Source organism: Sphingomonas yunnanensis (assembly GCF_019898765.1).
Taxonomy (GTDB): domain Bacteria; phylum Pseudomonadota; class Alphaproteobacteria; order Sphingomonadales; family Sphingomonadaceae; genus Sphingomonas; species Sphingomonas yunnanensis.
Genome location: NZ_JAIOKB010000010.1, coordinates 44939 through 60834, shown reverse-complemented (window position 1 = coordinate 60834; position 15896 = coordinate 44939). Strand labels below are relative to the sequence as shown.

18 protein-coding genes and 1 riboswitch are annotated in these 15896 nt (G+C 72.6%); of the genes, 10 read left to right on the top strand and 8 right to left on the bottom strand.

Annotated elements, in window-relative coordinates; translation table 11 throughout:
• The first annotated feature begins 21 nt into the window (after positions 1–21).
• From K7957_RS19145 to K7957_RS19130, 4 genes are read left to right on the top strand one after another with little or no spacing between them, the layout of a single operon-like run.
• Positions 22–324: an alkylphosphonate utilization protein gene (locus K7957_RS19145; protein ID WP_223014325.1), complete on the top strand. Its 303-nt coding sequence runs from the start codon at positions 22–24 to the stop codon at positions 322–324.
• A 1-nt stretch (position 325) separates the two neighbouring features.
• A complete protein-coding gene (gene ung / locus K7957_RS19140) occupies positions 326–1015 on the top strand; it encodes a uracil-DNA glycosylase (protein WP_223014323.1) in 690 nt (229 codons plus the stop codon).
• Positions 1016–1071: 56 nt separating this feature from the next.
• Positions 1072–1290: a type II toxin-antitoxin system RelB family antitoxin gene (relB, locus tag K7957_RS19135; RefSeq protein ID WP_223014322.1), complete on the top strand. Its 219-nt coding sequence runs from the start codon at positions 1072–1074 to the stop codon at positions 1288–1290.
• Between the two features lie 35 nt (positions 1291–1325).
• Positions 1326–1538 carry a type II toxin-antitoxin system RelE family toxin gene (locus K7957_RS19130; RefSeq protein ID WP_246617297.1) on the top strand — a complete coding sequence of 71 codons (213 nt, stop codon included), beginning with the start codon at positions 1326–1328 and terminating at the stop codon, positions 1536–1538.
• A 54-nt stretch (positions 1539–1592) separates the two neighbouring features.
• Here the strand turns inward: K7957_RS19130 and thiC are convergent, their stop codons facing one another.
• The 3 genes from thiC to K7957_RS19115 all read right to left on the bottom strand — a co-directional run bounded on the left by thiC (position 1593) and on the right by K7957_RS19115 (position 5819).
• On the bottom strand, positions 1593–3470 hold the full coding sequence (thiC, locus tag K7957_RS19125) for a phosphomethylpyrimidine synthase ThiC (protein WP_281422898.1): 1878 nt from the start codon (positions 3468–3470) through the stop codon (positions 1593–1595).
• 38 nt (positions 3471–3508) lie between these two features.
• Positions 3509–3619, bottom strand: a riboswitch (TPP riboswitch).
• A gap of 102 nt (positions 3620–3721) precedes the next feature.
• Complete coding sequence (locus tag K7957_RS19120) at positions 3722–4738, bottom strand: ferritin-like domain-containing protein (RefSeq protein WP_223014319.1); 1017 nt, start codon at positions 4736–4738, stop codon at positions 3722–3724.
• Between the two features lie 58 nt (positions 4739–4796).
• A complete protein-coding gene (locus tag K7957_RS19115; RefSeq protein ID WP_223014317.1) occupies positions 4797–5819 on the bottom strand; it encodes a ferritin-like domain-containing protein in 1023 nt (340 codons plus the stop codon).
• A 132-nt stretch (positions 5820–5951) separates the two neighbouring features.
• Between K7957_RS19115 and K7957_RS19110 the strand changes: the two genes are divergently transcribed.
• The 3 genes from K7957_RS19110 to K7957_RS19100 all read left to right on the top strand — a co-directional run bounded on the left by K7957_RS19110 (position 5952) and on the right by K7957_RS19100 (position 8763).
• On the top strand, positions 5952–6530 hold the full coding sequence (locus tag K7957_RS19110; protein WP_425517222.1) for a sigma-70 family RNA polymerase sigma factor: 579 nt from the start codon (positions 5952–5954) through the stop codon (positions 6528–6530).
• Positions 6520–7224, top strand: coding sequence for an anti-sigma factor (locus tag K7957_RS19105; protein ID WP_223014315.1), 705 nt, complete (start codon positions 6520–6522; stop codon positions 7222–7224). Before K7957_RS19110 ends, K7957_RS19105 begins: the two co-directional genes overlap by 11 nt.
• Positions 7225–7326: 102 nt before the next feature.
• On the top strand, positions 7327–8763 hold the full coding sequence (locus tag K7957_RS19100) for an NAD-dependent succinate-semialdehyde dehydrogenase (protein WP_223014313.1): 1437 nt from the start codon (positions 7327–7329) through the stop codon (positions 8761–8763).
• A gap of 106 nt (positions 8764–8869) precedes the next feature.
• On the opposite strand, the gene K7957_RS19095 is transcribed toward K7957_RS19100, so the two are convergent.
• The 3 genes from K7957_RS19095 to K7957_RS19085 all read right to left on the bottom strand — a co-directional run bounded on the left by K7957_RS19095 (position 8870) and on the right by K7957_RS19085 (position 10989).
• Positions 8870–9754, bottom strand: coding sequence for a MipA/OmpV family protein (locus K7957_RS19095; RefSeq protein WP_343228474.1), 885 nt, complete (start codon positions 9752–9754; stop codon positions 8870–8872).
• A gap of 73 nt (positions 9755–9827) precedes the next feature.
• Entirely contained in the window at positions 9828–10181 is a 354-nt protein-coding gene (locus K7957_RS19090; protein WP_425517221.1) for a DUF2141 domain-containing protein, read from the bottom strand.
• Positions 10123–10989: a sterol desaturase family protein gene (locus K7957_RS19085; RefSeq protein ID WP_223014311.1), complete on the bottom strand. Its 867-nt coding sequence runs from the start codon at positions 10987–10989 to the stop codon at positions 10123–10125. Before K7957_RS19085 ends, K7957_RS19090 begins: the two co-directional genes overlap by 59 nt.
• A gap of 46 nt (positions 10990–11035) precedes the next feature.
• Between K7957_RS19085 and K7957_RS19080 the strand changes: the two genes are divergently transcribed.
• A complete protein-coding gene (locus K7957_RS19080; protein ID WP_223014309.1) occupies positions 11036–11863 on the top strand; it encodes an inositol monophosphatase family protein in 828 nt (275 codons plus the stop codon).
• A gap of 289 nt (positions 11864–12152) precedes the next feature.
• Here the strand turns inward: K7957_RS19080 and K7957_RS19075 are convergent, their stop codons facing one another.
• Both K7957_RS19075 and tsaD read right to left on the bottom strand, forming a co-directional pair.
• On the bottom strand, positions 12153–13130 hold the full coding sequence (locus K7957_RS19075; protein WP_277979672.1) for an NAD(P)H-dependent glycerol-3-phosphate dehydrogenase: 978 nt from the start codon (positions 13128–13130) through the stop codon (positions 12153–12155).
• Positions 13127–14152: a tRNA (adenosine(37)-N6)-threonylcarbamoyltransferase complex transferase subunit TsaD gene (tsaD, locus tag K7957_RS19070; protein ID WP_223014306.1), complete on the bottom strand. Its 1026-nt coding sequence runs from the start codon at positions 14150–14152 to the stop codon at positions 13127–13129. Before tsaD ends, K7957_RS19075 begins: the two co-directional genes overlap by 4 nt.
• Before the next feature lie 149 nt (positions 14153–14301).
• Here tsaD and hemC point away from each other — a divergent pair, with 149 nt between their 5' ends.
• Positions 14302–15204 (top strand): hydroxymethylbilane synthase, encoded by a 903-nt coding sequence (gene hemC, locus K7957_RS19065; RefSeq protein ID WP_223014304.1) that lies wholly within the window; start codon positions 14302–14304, stop codon positions 15202–15204.
• A 6-nt stretch (positions 15205–15210) separates the two neighbouring features.
• Complete coding sequence (locus tag K7957_RS19060) at positions 15211–15870, top strand: uroporphyrinogen-III synthase (protein ID WP_223014302.1); 660 nt, start codon at positions 15211–15213, stop codon at positions 15868–15870.
• Positions 15871–15896 lie beyond the last annotated feature (26 nt).

Genomic DNA, 15896 nt, shown 5'->3' with positions numbered 1-15896 from the left:
CGAAGGGGTTAGGGACCGAGCATGAGCGACGACGAATACGTGTACGACGAGGACAGCGGCGAGTGGGTCAGCGCCGCCGCGCTGGCGGAGAAGCTGGCCGCCGCGGCGACGGTGGAGGTGCGCGACTCGGTCGGCAACCTGCTGGCGGACGGCGACCAGGTGACGCTGATCAAGGACCTCGACGTGAAGGGCGCGGGCCAGACGCTCAAGCGCGGCACGCTGATCAAGTCGATCCGGCTGACCGGCGACGCGCAGGAGATCGACTGCAAGTTCGACGGCATAAGGGGGCTGGTGCTGCGCGCCGAGTTCGTCCGCAAGCGCTGAGATGAGCTGGCCACCGCGCCTCGATCCCAGCTGGGCGGCACCGCTCGCCGCGGCGCTGGTCTGCCCGACGATGGCGGCGCTCCAGACGTTCCTGCGCGACGAGGCGGCGACGGGCAAGGCGATCTTCCCGCCCGCGGCGGCCCGCTTCCGCGCGCTGGAGCTGACGCCGCTCTCCGCGGTGCGCGTCGTGATCCTCGGGCAGGACCCCTATCATGGGCCGGGCCAGGCGCATGGCCTGGCCTTCTCGGTGCCGCCCGGGATCAAGCCGCCGCCGAGTCTCGTCAACATCTACAAGGAGCTGGCGAGCGACCTTGGCGCCGCGCCGCCGCGTGACGGCTCGCTGGAGCATTGGGCGCGGCAGGGGGTGCTGCTGCTCAACACGGTGCTGTCCGTGGAGAGCGGTCGCGCCGCCTCGCACCGCGGGCGCGGCTGGGAAGCCTTCACCGACGCGGTGATCCGCGCGGTCGCGGCGAAGGAGGAGCCGGTGGTGTTCCTGCTATGGGGCGCGCACGCGCAGGCCAAGGCGGGGCTGGTGCGGGAGGTCGACGCGGCGGGACGCCACCTCGTGCTGTGCGCGCCGCATCCCTCACCGCTGTCGGCCTACAAGGGCTGGTTCGGCGCGCGACCGTTCAGCCAGGCGAACGCGTTCCTGGAGGCGCGGGGTCGGGGGCGGGTGGCGTGGGCGGGTTGACCGCGACTCGGAAGCGCTCGGTCAGGCCTCTATACGGAAAGACAGGAGGAACGATCATGCTATCGGTGCAGATCGACGCGCAGACTGAGCGCCGGCTCGACGAGTTGAGCTCTCAAACGGGCCGTAGCAAAGATGCGTTCGCGCTCGAGGCCATCCTCGCGCACCTCGACGACTGGGAGGATGGGCAGCTCGCCGAGCGACGATTACGGGCTCACCGAGGCGGAGAAGCGATCTCTCTTGCCGTACTGAGAACCGAATTTGCCGTGGACGATTGAGTTCGTTCCTGACGCGGCCAAGGAGCTGCGTCGACTTGGCCGCCGAGGCGAAGCGCATTCTCGACACGCTGGCCAGCAGGATCGCGGCTCTGGATGATCCGCGATCCCTCGGCGCGCCCCTGGTCGGTAGCCTGTCGGCGCTCTGGCGTTGGCGCATCGGGGACTATCGCGTGATCGCCCGGATCGAGGACACGAGGCTTCTGATCCTCGTCGCGCGAGTAGCGCACCGTCGGGACGCGTACCGCTAAGTCATCGACGATCGAAGAGTGGCGGACCGATCACCCGATCCGCCACCAGCGTGGTCAGTCGTGCTCGCGCCCACCGGCGCCGACGTACACCTCCCCGCCCGTCTCCTTGAACCGCTCGCTCATCGCCGCCATGCCCGCCTCGGCGTCCTCCGCCGCGACGAAGCTCGCCACCGGCGCGTTCTGCTTGGCGGCGAAGTCGCGAACCTCCTGCGTGATCTTCATCGAGCAGAATTTCGGCCCGCACATCGAGCAGAAATGCGCGGTCTTCGCGCCCTCGGCGGGCAGCGTCTGGTCGTGGTACGACTCGGCGGTGTCGGGATCGAGCGACAGGTTGAACTGATCGCGCCAGCGGAACTCGAAGCGCGCGCGCGACAGCGCGTCGTCGCGCATCTTCGCTGCCGGGTGGCCCTTGGCGAGGTCGGCGGCGTGCGCCGCCAGCTTGTAGGTCACCACGCCGACCTTGACGTCGTCGCGGTCGGGGAGCCCCAGATGCTCCTTGGGGGTGACGTAGCAGAGCATCGCGGTGCCGTACCAGCCGATCATCGCCGCGCCGATGCCAGAGGTGATATGGTCGTAGCCCGGCGCGATATCGGTGGTGAGCGGCCCGAGCGTGTAGAAGGGTGCCTCGCCGCACGCCTCGAGCTGCTTGTCCATGTTCTGCTTGATCTTGTGCATCGGCACGTGGCCGGGGCCCTCGATCATCACCTGCACGTCCTGCGCCCAGGCGCGCTTGGTCAGCTCGCCCAGCGTGTAGAGCTCGGCGAACTGCGCCTCGTCGTTGGCGTCGGCGATGCTGCCGGGGCGCAGGCCGTCGCCGAGCGAGTAGGCGATGTCATACGCCTTCATGATCTCGGTGATCTCGTCGAACCGCTCGTAAAGGAACGACTCCTTGTGGTGCGAGAGGCACCATTTCGCCATGATCGAGCCGCCGCGCGAGACGATCCCGGTGACTCGCCTGGCGGTCATCGGGATGTACGGCAGCCGCACCCCGGCGTGGATGGTGAAATAGTCGACGCCCTGCTCGGCCTGCTCGATCAGCGTGTCGCGGAAGATCTCCCAGGTCAGCTCCTCGGCGACGCCGCCGACCTTCTCCAGCGCCTGGTAGATCGGCACCGTGCCGATCGGCACCGGCGAGTTGCGGATGATCCACTCGCGCGTGTCGTGGATGTTGCGCCCGGTGGAGAGGTCCATCACCGTGTCCGCGCCCCAGCGGATCGACCAGACCAGTTTGTCGACCTCGCTCGCGACGTTCGACGCCACCGCGCTGTTGCCGATGTTGGCGTTGATCTTGACGAGGAAGTTGCGCCCGATCGCCATCGGCTCGCTCTCGGGATGGTTGATGTTCGAGGGGATGATCGCGCGCCCGCGCGCCACCTCGTCGCGGACGAACTCGGGGGTGACATAGTCGGGGATGGCGGCGCCGAAGTCCTCGCCGTCGCGGACGTACGCGGCCAGCATCGCGCGCCCGAGATTCTCGCGCGTGGCGACATATTCCATCTCGGGCGTGATGATGCCGCGGCGCGCGTAATGCATCTGGCTGACGTTGGCGCCGGCTTTGGCGCGCAGCGGGCGCGTGTTGACGTTCGGGAAGGGCTGGACGCCGCCCGACCGGTCCGGCCCGAGCTGGCCGTTGTCCTCGGGGCGCAGCTCGCGTGCGTCATAGCGCTCGACGTCGCCCCGCGCCTCGATCCAGCCGGTGCGGCGCGCGGGCAGGCCCGCCATGATGTCGATCGCCGCGGCCGGGTCGGTGTAGGGGCCCGAGGTGTCGTAGACGTTGAGCGGCGGCTCGCCGCAGCCGGGTTCGAGCTGGATCTGCCGCATCGCCACGCCGAGCGGGCCGACATGGATCTTGCGCGAGCCGCGGATCGGGCCGGTGGTGACACCGATGCTGCCCGCGAGGGGGATCTCGGTGCGGGCGGGGACGTCGGCCATGCGTCTTCTCCTCGTGGTCGCGGGGGAAGACGGTGATCCGGGGATGCCGCTCCACTCCCTACGCCGGTGTCAACCGGATCAGGTTCGGCGGGTCGAGGGCTGCAACCCTCCTCTCAACCGCGGCGTCGGCGGTCCCCCGGGGAAGGCGGCACCATAGCGGGGTCGAACCGACAAGCAAAGGGCCGCGTCCGGCTGGCGGACGCGGCCCTCGGTCGTGCTTATCGGCGCCGCGGCGCGCGGAGCCGGTCGAATCAGGCGGTCGCGCCCGACGTGCGCAGCGCCTCGATCGAGTTGTTGGTGCCCGCCGGGAAGAAGCCGCCGCCGACGCCTGCGGTGGTGCGCAAATAGGCGATGTTGTGCACCTGAGTCGACGAGCGGCTGTAGGCGATCGCGTTCGAATCGGCCGGCACCAGATTGGCGGTGCCGTCGCTGTTGGCGATCCCGGCGTCGAGCGTCGCGCTCCCGTCGAGCGAGTCACGCGCCGCGGCGATGGCGTTGGCCGCCGCACGCGCGGTCTCGCCGCGCGCGAAGAGCTCGGTGCGGATCAGCCCCGCGTGGTACGCCTCCGCCGCGAGGATGCCCGCGGCCGCTTCCAGATAGGTGGCGCTGGTGATCAGCGGCGACGCCCCCTTGTAGGCGGAGACGCCGACGTCCTCGAACAGGAAGGCGGCGAGCAGGAAGTTCTGGTCGCTCTCATAAGGGTCGAACGTGCCGCTGGTCTTGTCGACCAGCCCGGCCGCGCGGGCCGCGGCGGTGAAGGCCCCTGTCGCCCCGCCGTCGATGTTGATCGCTGGCTGCGCGATCACCAGCGTCGACCCCGCCGCGGTGAGCACCGCGCGCAAAGCGGTGACGTGCGCGATCTCGTCGCCCGCGATCTCGCGTGCGTAGGAGGCGATCACCGGGTCGGAGAAGGTCACCTGGCGGCCGCCGGTGACGTCGCCGCGCGTGCCGACCGCGCCGGTCAGGCTTGCGTCGGGCAGCCGCCGGCCGAACGCCGCGATCGAGTAGAATTGCGCCTCGAGATATTCGAGGTTGAGCGCGAGCTGGAGGATGCCCACGTCGGTCGCAACGCCGCTGGCCGTGGCGGTCGGCGTGGGCGACGGCGTCGGGGTCGGCGTATCGTCGTTGTTGTCGCTGCCGCAGGCGGACAGCAGGCCGAGGCCGCCGGCGGCGGCGGCACCGGCGCCGGCGAGCTTGAGGAAGCGGCGGCGCTCGGCGCGCCGCTCGTTGGCGAGCTCGAGCGCGGCGAAGACGGAATCCTTGATCATGATGACGGTCCCTCTGTCAGGGCGATGCGGGAAAGGCGGTCGGGGGCACTCACGCGCCTCAGCCCGATGCCGCGCTCGTCTTGATGTTGCCGTTGACGCCGGCGGGGAAGAAGCCGCCGCTGCTCACCGCCGCAGGGTTGAGGTAGACGATGTTGAGCGTCTGCCCGGCCGAGCGGCTGTAGGCGATGCCGTTCTCGTTGAGCGGCACGATGTTCGAGACCGTGCCGTCGCTCGTCGTGGTCGAGGCGATGCCCTGGTCGTCGTCGGCGGCGATGCCGCGCACCGCGTCGGTGGTGGCGGTGCTGCCGTCGAGCGTGTCGCGCGCGTTGGAGATGGCGGTGGTCGCCTCGATCAGTTGGAGCGACGGCGTCGCCAGTCCCTTGCGGTATAGCACCGAGCGGATGATCGCGGCGTGATAGGCCTCGACCGCCAGGATCCCCGCGGCGGCCTCGACGAACACCTTGTTGCTGATCAGCGGCGCGGCGCCCTTATAGGCGGTGACGCCCACGTCCTCGAAGATGAACGCACCGAGCAGGAAGTTCTCGTCCGAGGCGTAGGGATCGAAGCTCTGGCCCGCCTGGATCAGCCCCGCCGCGCGCGCGGCGACGCTGAACGCGCTGGTGGCGCTGACGCTGAGGTCGATCGCGGGCTGCGCCGCGCGGGTGGTGTCGCTGAACTGACTGCGCAGGAAACGCACGTGGGCCAGCTCGTCGGCCGCGATCTCGCGCGCATATTGCGCCACCAGCGGGTCCTGGAAGCTCACCGCGCGGCCGCCCGTGGCGGTGCCCGCCGTGCCGACGCTGCCGCTGGTGTCGGCCGCGGCGAGTGCCGCGCCGGTCGCCGCGAAGGAGTAGAAGTTCGCCTCGAGATACTCGAGATTGAGCGCGAAGGTGAGCACGTCCGCCTCGGTGAAGGTGGCGGTCGGCGTCGGGCTGGGCGAGGTCTGCGCCTGCGCCGACCCGGCGAAGGCGGTGGCGCCGATCGCGGCGGCGCCGGCGACCTGGGTGAAGAAGTCACGGCGCGACTCGCGGCGGCGCGCGCGCGCCTCGAGCGTCTCCATCAACGGCGCATGATCCGGCATGACAGGCCCTTTCCTAGTTGTCCCGACGCGCCGTGCTTGCCACACTTCCCAACTGACGTCAGGTTACCGCAGATACGACGGAGCGACGCGAAGGATGCAGCGAGTGGCGGAATATTCGGGCGCTGCCAAGTCGTGACCGCGGCGCCTCCCGACGCCGCGGCGCGGCGCGCCGAGCTGGTGCGCGTGCTGCTGGCCGTGGCCATGGAGGATCGCGACGCCTTCCAGCGGCTTTATCGACTCACCTCGGCGAAGCTGTTCGGCATCTGCCTGCGTATCTGCGGCGAGCGACAGGCCGCGGAGGACGTGTTGCAGGACGTGTACGTGCAAGTGTGGCGCCGCGCGGGCGGCTATGAGCCGGGACGGGCGAGCCCGATCACCTGGCTGGCGACGATCGCGCGCCACCGCGCGATCGACTGGCGTCGTCGCCAGCACGCCACGGCGCCGCTGGCCGAGCCGGGCAGCATGGCCGAACCCGTCGACCCGGCGCCGCGCGCCGACGCCGAGCTGCTCGCGGAGGAGGAGCGCGCGCGGATCGCCGACTGTCTCGACGCGCTCGAGCCACGGCCGCGCGACGCGGTGCGCACCGCTTTCTACGACGGCGTCACCTACGCCGAACTGGCGGCGCGCGACGGCACGCCGCTGGGGACGATGAAGAGCCTGATCCGCCGCGCGCTGCTGCGGCTCCGCGAGTGTTTGTCCGATGACGCCTGACGACCAGGCCCTCGCCGCCGAGCTGGCGCTCGGCGTGCTCGACGGCGCCGAGCTGGTCGCGGCGCGCGCGCGGCTGGCGGGCGATCGCGCCTTCGCCGCCGAGGTGGCACGCTGGGAGGATTGGCTGGCGCCGCTCGCGCTGGCTTTCCCCGCGGTGACTCCGCCCGCCGAGCTGGAGGCGCGCGTGCTCGCCGCCATCGACACGCCCGGTGCCGCGCCGCGCGCGGGCTGGCGCCGCTGGGGCGCGGTCGCGCTCGCCGGGCTCGCCGCCGCGGTGCTCGCGCTGGTGGTGGGCCCGCTGCGCGCGCCCCCGCCGACGCCCGTCCCGGTGCCGGCGCGACCGGCCCCCGCCCCGCTGCTCGCCGCGCTCGTCGTGCCCGCGGGTGCCGAGGCACCCGGCCGCGCGCCGCTCGCGGCCGCGGTCGATCGCGCGAGCGGCGAGGTGCGGATCGCCGCCGCGACCGTGCCGCGCGGGCGCAGCGCCGAGCTCTGGGCGATCGCCGAGGGCGGCGCACCCGTCGCGCTCGGGCTGCTCGAGGCGGGTCGCCCGACCCGACTGGTGGTCGCGCAGACGCGGCGCGCGCTGCTCCGCGCCGGCACCACGCTGGCGGTGTCGATCGAGCCGCCCGGCGGGTCGCCGGATCCGGCGCCGACCGGGCCGGTGGTGGCCGCGGGCGCGCTGGCGGAGGCCTGAGCGGGAGGCGTCGGGCCGAGCCGCGACCCCGACGAGTCGGCCTGACCCGCGCGCGCCGCGGCGCTATACCGCGCGCCTCCCCTCACGCGGACGGAAGCGACCATGACCGACTCCCCCTACGATACCCCGCTAGGCCTCTATATCGCGGGCGAGTGGATCACTGCCGGGCGCGACACGCAGGAGGTGCTCAACCCCGCGGACGGCCAGGCGGTCGGCCACGTCCCGCTCGCCACCGCGGCCGACCTCGACCGTGCGCTCGAGGCGGCCGAGCGCGGCTTCCGCGCGTGGCGTGCCACCGCGCCGCAGGAGCGCGCCGCGGTGCTGGCGCGCACCGCCGCCTTGGTGCGCGAGCGTGCCGACTCGCTCGCGCGGCTCGCCACATTGGAGGAGGGCAAGCCCTTCGCCGAGGCCAAGGGCGAGGTGCTCGCCACCGCCGCGCTGCTCGACTTCCACGCCGGCGAGGCGGTGCGCGTTTACGGCCGCGTGCTGCCGCGCCCGAGCGGCACGCGCTCGCTGGTGCTGCACCAGCCGGTCGGCCCGGTCGCGGCCTTCTGCGCGTGGAACTTCCCGGTGATGAACCCGGTGCGCAAGCTGTCGCCCGCGATCGCGGCGGGCTGCTCGGTGATCCTCAAGCCGAGCGAGGAGACCCCCGGCGCGGCGGTGGCGATCCTGCGCTGCTTCCAGGACGCGGGGCTGCCCGGCGACGTCGCGCAGCTCGTCTTCGGCGTGCCCGACGCGGTGTCACGCCACCTGCTCGCCTCGCCGGTGACGCGCAAGCTGAGCTTCACCGGCTCGGTGCCGGTGGGCAAGCACCTGCTCAAGCTCGCCGCCGACACGGTGATGAAGAGCACGATGGAGCTGGGCGGGCACGGCCCGGTGCTGGTGTTCGACGATTGCGACCTGGAGCGCACGCTCGACACGCTGGTGGCGCACAAGTTCCGCAACGCCGGCCAGGTCTGCGTGGCGCCGACTCGCTTCCACGTCCAACAGGGCATCTACGAGCGATTCGCGCAGGGCTTCGCCGAGCGGACGAAGAAGCTGAGGCTCGGCGACGGGCTCGACAAGTCCACGCAGATGGGCCCGATGGCCAACCCGCGCCGTCCCGAGGCGATCGCCGGGCTGGTCGAGCAGGCGGTCGGCGCCGGCGCCAGGCTGATGACCGGCGGTGCGCGCGGCGAGGGCGAGGGCTTCTTCTTCACCCCGACGGTGCTGGCCGACGTGCCGCTGTCGAGCAGCGCGATGAATGAGGAACCGTTCGGGCCGGTGGCGCTGATCGGATCGTTCGCCGGCGCCGACGACGCGATCGCCGAGGCCAACCGCCTGCCCTATGGCCTGGGCGCCTATTGCTTCACCGAGAACGGCCGCCTGCAGAACCGGCTCGGCGACGAGATCGAGGCCGGCATGGTCGCGATCAACACCGTCCGGCTGAGCTGGGGCGACGCGCCATTCGGCGGCGTCAAGGACAGCGGCTTCGGCTCGGAGGACGGGCCCGAGGGCATCGCGGCGCACTTGGTTACCAAGGCGGTGCATATCGCCTGAGCGCGTGGCCACCGCGGTCCGCGTGCTCCCGCGAAGGCCGGCGCCCAGCGTCGCAGGTTGACGCCTGCGACTCCGGGCTCCTGCGTTCGCAGGAGCACGTCGACCCTTAGAAGGTGTAGCCGATCCCCAGTGCGGCGAGCCACTGGTTGCGCGAGCCCGCCACCGACACCACCGGCGTGTCGCCGAAGTCGTTGAGCATTCGCTTGTAGGTCACGCCGCCGATCGCCTTCCAGCCGTGCAGCAGATTGCCGGTGAGCGAGTAGGTGCCGGCGATCCCGACGGTGTAATGCTTCCACCCGCCGCGGGTGCGATACTGCGGCAGGCCGCTCCCCACCGACTGGGCCGCGTCCACGTCGAAGTAGGTCCGCGCGAAGCCGCGCTCGACCTTCTCGGCCGAGGCGAACAGACCCACGCCGGCCTTGAGGCTGAGCGGGGTGAAATAATTGACCGATGGGCTCCAGATACCGCTGCGATGCACGCCGCTGACGTCGTGGCGATAGCTCAGCGAGGCCGAGAGCTTGTCGTATGGGCTGGTGAGCACGCCGGTCTTGCCCAGCCCGACATAGCCGCCGAGTTCGATCGCGGTATCGCGCTCGCCGAGCGCGCGGACACGCGCGTCGTCGATCGACTTGTCGTTGCTGCGGTTGAAGTTGACCACGCCGATCGGCCCCGCCTGGATATCCCAGCTCGGCCCGCTCGGGTTGGGGATGAGGTCGACCGAGGCGCGATTGCCCAGAAGCGAGAAGGAGAAATTGTGGAACGAGCCGATCGCGGCCGGGCCGGGCACGAGGCGATAGTCGTTCGACCCCTCATAATCGGGCAGATAGGCGCCCGCGACCGCCACCGTGACGGTGTCGCCGACCACGCCCGGGTCGGGGGTCGGGTTGGGCTCGGCCGGTACGCTCTGCGCCTGGGCGAACGCCGCCGGCGCGGCGAGCAGCCCGCCGCCGGCGAGCACGGCGACGAGGACCGCGTGAGAGAGGACGCGCACGATGTGAAACCCCTGATGTTCTGATGTCGGGCGCGTAACTGATTGGAATCAGATTCGCTCCCGCACCGGATCGTCAGAGGATGTAGTGCATCTTCACCTGTTGCGCTTCTGCATCACTCGCCAGCGTGAAGCGCGCCGCCTTGAAGCGCGGCGGTCCGAATCGGATCGCGGGATTGTTCGAGAAGCCGAAGCCTTCCTTCGGGATGCCCGCGAACGTGTCGAGCTTGGCGTTGCCGTTCTCGTCGTGGATCACCGCCACCGCATAGTCGCCGCGCGGCAGCGCGGCGAAGCGCAGGCTGTGCTGTCCGGCGGGGATCGAGCGGGTCACCGCGTCGCGGTCGTCGACGCAGCGCGGGAAGTTCGCCGGGTCAGCGGTGAGGCACACGCGGATCATGCCCTTGGCCGAGCGCATCTGCGCGATCGACACGTCGAGCGAGCCCACCGGCGCCGCGCTCACCAGCGGCGCCGCCACCAGCGCCGCGAGCAGCGCGCGCGCGCGCCTGCTGGTGCGACCGCGCGAAATCGCCGAGCCCGTCGTCCGTCCCGCAGAGACGGTCCCAGAAGCGGAAGTAGAGACCATAATTGCACCCGTACCGCTCATGATGCCGCTGATGATGACTGGCCGTGATGAGCCAGCCGCCGAGGCGCCCCCTCCACATGAACTTCGGGAAGATCTCCCAGCCCATATGGTTGGTTACTCCCATAACCGTCATGATCGTCAGCACCAGTCCGAGCGCGGCGACATGGATCGGAATCACGAGGACCAGTAGCGGAATGGCAACAGCCCCGCTCACCGCCTCGATCGGATGGAACGCCATCGCCGCCCAGGCGGTCGGCGGGCGGCTGGCGTGGTGGACCGCGTGCGCCAGCTTGAACACGCGCGGGCGGTGCATCCAGCGGTGCGTCCAGTAGAACCAGGCGTCGTGCGCGACGAGGTACAGCAGCACCGAGACGGGCAGGTACCAGAGCGGATAGGCGTGGACGTCCTCGTAGACCCGGGTCCAGCCGTGCGCCTGCCACCCCCAGGCGAGCACGCCCGCGGGCACGCCGTAGATCGCGGCAGAGGCGAGGCTCCAGCCGATCTCGCGGCGGATCTGCGGGTCGAGCCCGGCGTAGAGGTCGCGGTGGCGCCACCGAGTCGCCAGCGCGAAGCCGCCGCTGGCGAGCAGGTAGCGCACCCCGACGATGATCGTCATCGCCAGCGCCGACAGTGAGATAGCCACGATCGCGTCCATGGCCGAGGCTTCTAGCCTAGCGCCGCCGCGCGCGATAGGCAGGGCCATGCCCGTCCGCCCCGATGACATCGCGCTCGCCCACCGCCTCGCCGACGCCGCCGGCGCGGTGATCCGCCCCTATTTCCGCCAGCCGGCCGGGCTGGAGCTGAAGGCCGACCGCTCGCCCGTCACCAACGCCGACCGCGAGGCGGAGGAGGCGATGCGCCGCCTGCTGGACGCCGAGCGCTCCGGCGACGGCATCGTCGGGGAGGAGCACGGCACCAAGGAGGGTGTCACCGGGCGGCAGTGGGTGCTCGACCCGATCGACGGCACGCGCAGCTTCACCGCCGGGCGCGCGATCTTCGGCACGTTGATCGCGCTGGTGGAGGACGGCTGGCCGGTCCTCGGCATCATCGACCAGCCGGTGCAGCGCGAGCGCTGGATCGGCGTCACCGGCCGGCCGACGCTGCTCAACGGCGCGCCGGCGCACGCCCGCGCCTGCGCCGCGCTGGAGGGCGCGATCGTCGCCACCACCAGCCCGCACCTCTTCGCCGAGGGCGACGTGCCGCATTACATGGCGCTGGTCGCGGCGGCGAGCGGCGGCGCGCCGCGGCAGGGGCCGGTCTATGGCGGCGACTGCTACAATTACGGGCTGCTGGCGAGCGGGCACCTCGACGTGGTGTGCGAGTCGGGGCTGCAGCTCTACGACTTCGCCGCGCTGGTGCCGGTGGTGGAGGGCGCGGGCGGGCGGATGTGCGACTGGAACGGCGACCCGCTCACGAGCGCCAGCGCGGGCCACGTGCTCGCGATCGGCGACCCCGCCCGCGCCGACGACGTGCTCGAGGCGCTGCATGGGGTGCAGGGGCATGGGCACGAGCACGGGCACGACCACTAGAGCGGCGTGCACGGGCCAGGATGGAGCGACCTTCCAATAATCCTCCCCTGAGAGGAGTGCGGGCTTTGGCTTGTCCCCGGCAAGCCAAGATGGTGTCCGGGGGACACCATCTCGCCCGCACTGGCGCGCGCAGCGCGACGGGGGGGTACCGCCGGTCGTGAGTCCAGCGACACTCGTCGGCCGGATCACCCCTCCGTCAGGCCTGCGGCCTGCCACCTCCCTCGCAGCGGAGGATCGATCGGCGACGTCGCCGCACCCTCGCTATTCGGAAGAAGTTACCGCGCGCCCCTCACCCCTCGTCGCGCAGCGGCCGCGCCAGCAGCGCGTCGATCACCGCGCGCACCGGCGCGCCGTCGAGCAGCGCACACACCGCCGCGGTGATCGGCATCTCCACGCCCGCGGCTGCCGCCGCCTCGCGCAGCACCGGCGCGGTATAGGCGCCCTCCGCGACGGTGCGGCGCTCGGCCAGCAGCGCCCCCGCCGCCTCGCCGCGGCCGATCCCCGCGCCGAGCGAGAAGTTGCGCGAGGCGGTCGAGGAGCAGGTCAGCACGAGGTCGCCCAGCCCCGACAGGCCCGCCAGCGTCTCGGCGCGCGCGCCCTTGGCCAGGCCGAAGCGCGTCATCTCGGCGAAGCCGCGCGCGATCAGCGCCGCGCGCGCGTTCTGCCCCAGCCCCGCGCCCTCGACGACGCCGCAGGCGATCGCGAGCACGTTCTTCACCGCGCCGCCGATCTCGGCACCGATCACGTCGGCGCTGGCATAGGGGCGGAAGTGCGGCGCGGCGATCAGCTCGGCGATTCGCGCGCGCACGCCGGCGTCCACGGACGCCAGCGTCACCGCGGTGGGCAGGCCGCGCGCGACCTCGTGCGCGAAGGTCGGGCCCGACAGCACCAGCACCGGCGAGCGCGGGTGCTCGGCCGCGGCGACCTCGCTCATCAGCAGGTGGCTGCCCGCCTCGATCCCCTTCGAACAGACCACCAGCGGCTGCGCGTTCGCCGGCAGCGCCGCGAGCACCGTGCGCATCGCCTGCGCCGGCGTGACCATCAGATTGACCTCCGCCTCGGCGACCCAGGCGAGATCGGTGGTCGCGCGGATGAGTGGCGACAGCGCCGCGCCGGGCAGGTAGCCGGCGTTCTCATGGCCAGCGTTGATCGCCGCGACCAGCGCGGCGTCGCGCGCCCACAGTCGCACGTCATGGCCGTTGCTCGCCGCCACCTGCGCCAGCGCGGTGCCCCAGGCACCCGCGCCGATCACGCCGATCGCGCTCACGCCTTCACCCCCGCGCCGCGCACCTTCTCGGCGTCGGGATCGAGCGGCCAGCGCGCGCGCGCGGCGACGTCGAGCGGATCGGTCAGCCCGGCGGCCAGGCGCTCGGCGCCCGCCCAGGCGATCATCGCGGCATTGTCGGTGCACAGCCACGCCGGCGGCGCGACGAAGCGCATCCCGCGCTCGCCGGCGAGATCCTCCAGCGCCGCGCGCACCGCACCGTTGGCGGCGACCCCGCCCGCGACCACCAGAGCGGTGGCGTCCGCGGCGCGGCCGATCGCGCGGCGCGTGCGATCGACGAGGCAGTCGACCACCGCCGCCTGGAAGCTCGCCGCCACGTCCGCCGCGGGGTGGAGCGGCGCCATCCGCGCCACCGCCGCCTTCAGCCCGGCGAAGGAGAAATGCGGCTCGGCCGAGCCCCTGAGCGGTCGCGGCAGCGGGACCGCCCGCGGGTCACCGGTCCGCGCCGCCGCCTCCACCGCGGGACCTCCCGGGAAGCCGAGCCCGAGGATCTTGGCGGTCTTGTCGAACGCCTCGCCCGCGGCGTCGTCGATCGTGGTGGCCAGTCGGCGATAGCGCGCGACGCCCTCGACCAGCAGCAGCTGGCAGTGACCGCCCGAGACGAGCAGCAGCAGATAGGGGAAGGCGAGATCGGCGTCGGCGAGCCGCGGGCTCAGCGCGTGGCCCTCGAGATGGTTGACCGCGACCAGCGGCTTGCCCGCGGCATGCGCCAGCGCCTTGCCGGTGACGAGCCCGACCATCACGCCGCCGATCAGCCCCGGTCCCGCCGTGGCCGCGACCGCGTCGACGTCGGCCAGCGTCACGCCCGCGTCGGCGAGCGCGGCGGCGACCAGCGGTTCGAGCGCCTCGACGTGCGCGCGCGCCGCGATCTCGGGGACCACGCCGCCGAACGGGCGGTGCGCCGCCTCCTGCCCGGCGAGGCGATGCGCCAGCACCCGGCGGTCGCCGGTGACGAGCGCGGCGGCGGTCTCGTCGCACGAGGATTCGAGCCCGAGGATCAGCATGCGCGCGCTCTAGCGGCTGCGCGCGCCCTTGTCGAAGGTGGGTTGTGGAAGGAAGCGGATGCCGCCGCTCGTCGCGACCCGCTTGTGAAGCCGGCCCGGGTTCCTCTAACGACCGCTTCTTCGAAGCCGCCGTCCGGATCACCGCCCCCTTGTCCCATGTCTTCAAGCTCGGCACCCGCGGCTCACCGCTGGCGCTCACCCAGGCGGGGATGGTGCGCGACGCGCTGCGCGCGGCGCACGGCTGGGACTCGATCGAGATCGTGGTGATCCGCACCACCGGCGACCGCGTGCAGGACCGCGCGCTCGCCGAGATCGGCGGCAAGGCCCTGTGGACGCGCGAGCTCGACCGCGCGCTGCTGGCGGGCGAGGTGGACGCCTGCGTCCACTCGATGAAAGACGTCGAGACTTTGCGCCCCGCCGCGATCGCGGTCGCGGCGATGCTGCCGCGCGCGGACGTGCGCGACCGGCTGATCGGTGCTCCCAGCATCGCCGCCTTGCCCGATGGGGCGTCGGTGGGCACGAGCAGCCCGCGCCGCGCTGCGCAGCTGCGCCGCCTCCGCCCCGATCTCCGCCCGGTGCTGTTCCGCGGCAACGTCGACACGAGGCTGGGGAAGCTCGCCGCGGGCGAGGTCGACTCGACGCTGCTCGCGGCGGCGGGGCTGGAGCGGCTCGGGCGCCATGACACCGGCGTCGCGATACCGCTCGACCAGATGCTGCCCGCCCCGGCACAGGGTGCGGTGGGCGTCGAGACCCGTAACGAGGGGCCCGCCCATGACGCGGTCGCCGCGATCGACGACGCCGCGACGCACCGCGCGGTCGACGCCGAGCGCGCGCTGCTCGCCGCGCTCGCCGCCGACTGCCACTCGCCCGTCGCCGCGCTGGCGGTGTACGACGGTGACACGCTGCGCCTGCGCGCCGAGCTGCTCAGCCCCGACGGGGCCGAGCATGTCGCGGGCGAGGCGCGCGGCGACGATCCGGTGGCGCTGGGCGCGCGGCTCGCCGCCGAGCTGCTCGAGCGCGCGCCGCCCGCTATCCGCGCGCTGTTCGGCTGAGCGGCGATGCCGCGCGCCGCGCTGGTGCTCCGCCCCGAACCGGGCAACGCGCACACCCGCGCCGCGCTCGCCGCCGCCGGGATCGAGGCGCGCGCGCTGCCGCTGTTCCGGGTCGAGCCGCGCGCCTGGTCGGTGCCCGATCCACGCGCCTATGACGCGCTGCTGATCACCAGCGCCAACGCGGTGCGGCACGCCGGCGCCGGGCTGGCACGACTCGCGTCGCTGCCCGTGGTGGCGGTGGGCGCGGCGACCGCGCGTGCCGCCCGCGCGGCGGGGCTGACGGTGGTGCTGGTGGGCAGCCGCGACGCCGCCGACGCGGTGGCGCAGGCGCGGGCCTATCCGCGGCTGCTACATCTCGCGGGGCGCGACCGCGCCGGCAAGCTCGCGCTACCCGCGGCGACGGTCTACGCCAGCGTCGCGGTGACGCCACCACCCGAGGCGCTGGCCGCCGCGCTCGACGCGGTGGTACTGCTCCACTCGCCGCGCGCGGCGGAGCGCTTCGCCGCGCTCGCCGCCGCGCTGCCGCGCGAGCGGGTGCGGCTCGCCGCGCTGAGCGAGGCGGTGCTCGCCGCGGCGGGCGATGGCTGGCGGGCGGCCGCGGCGGCGCGCGCGCCGACCGACCTCGCGCTGGTGGAATGCGCCGCCGGGCTCGCGATTGACCCGTGACGCGCGCGCGGGGATAAGGATGCTCG

Excerpts from the sequence above, each read along its gene's own strand:
- K7957_RS19145 (WP_223014325.1), top strand. The coding sequence starts at position 22 with ATGAGCGACGACGAATACGTGTACGACGAGGACAGCGGCGAGTGGGTC.
- ung (WP_223014323.1), top strand. The coding sequence starts at position 326 with ATGAGCTGGCCACCGCGCCTCGATCCCAGCTGGGCGGCACCGCTCGCC.
- relB (WP_223014322.1), top strand. The coding sequence starts at position 1,072 with ATGCTATCGGTGCAGATCGACGCGCAGACTGAGCGCCGGCTCGACGAG.
- thiC (WP_281422898.1), bottom strand. The coding sequence starts at position 3,470 with ATGGCCGACGTCCCCGCCCGCACCGAGATCCCCCTCGCGGGCAGCATC.
- K7957_RS19120 (WP_223014319.1), bottom strand. The coding sequence starts at position 4,738 with ATGATCAAGGATTCCGTCTTCGCCGCGCTCGAGCTCGCCAACGAGCGG.
- K7957_RS19115 (WP_223014317.1), bottom strand. The coding sequence starts at position 5,819 with ATGCCGGATCATGCGCCGTTGATGGAGACGCTCGAGGCGCGCGCGCGC.
- K7957_RS19105 (WP_223014315.1), top strand. The coding sequence starts at position 6,520 with ATGACGCCTGACGACCAGGCCCTCGCCGCCGAGCTGGCGCTCGGCGTG.
- K7957_RS19100 (WP_223014313.1), top strand. The coding sequence starts at position 7,327 with ATGACCGACTCCCCCTACGATACCCCGCTAGGCCTCTATATCGCGGGC.
- K7957_RS19085 (WP_223014311.1), bottom strand. The coding sequence starts at position 10,989 with ATGGACGCGATCGTGGCTATCTCACTGTCGGCGCTGGCGATGACGATC.
- K7957_RS19080 (WP_223014309.1), top strand. The coding sequence starts at position 11,036 with ATGCCCGTCCGCCCCGATGACATCGCGCTCGCCCACCGCCTCGCCGAC.
- tsaD (WP_223014306.1), bottom strand. The coding sequence starts at position 14,152 with ATGCTGATCCTCGGGCTCGAATCCTCGTGCGACGAGACCGCCGCCGCG.
- K7957_RS19060 (WP_223014302.1), top strand. The coding sequence starts at position 15,211 with ATGCCGCGCGCCGCGCTGGTGCTCCGCCCCGAACCGGGCAACGCGCAC.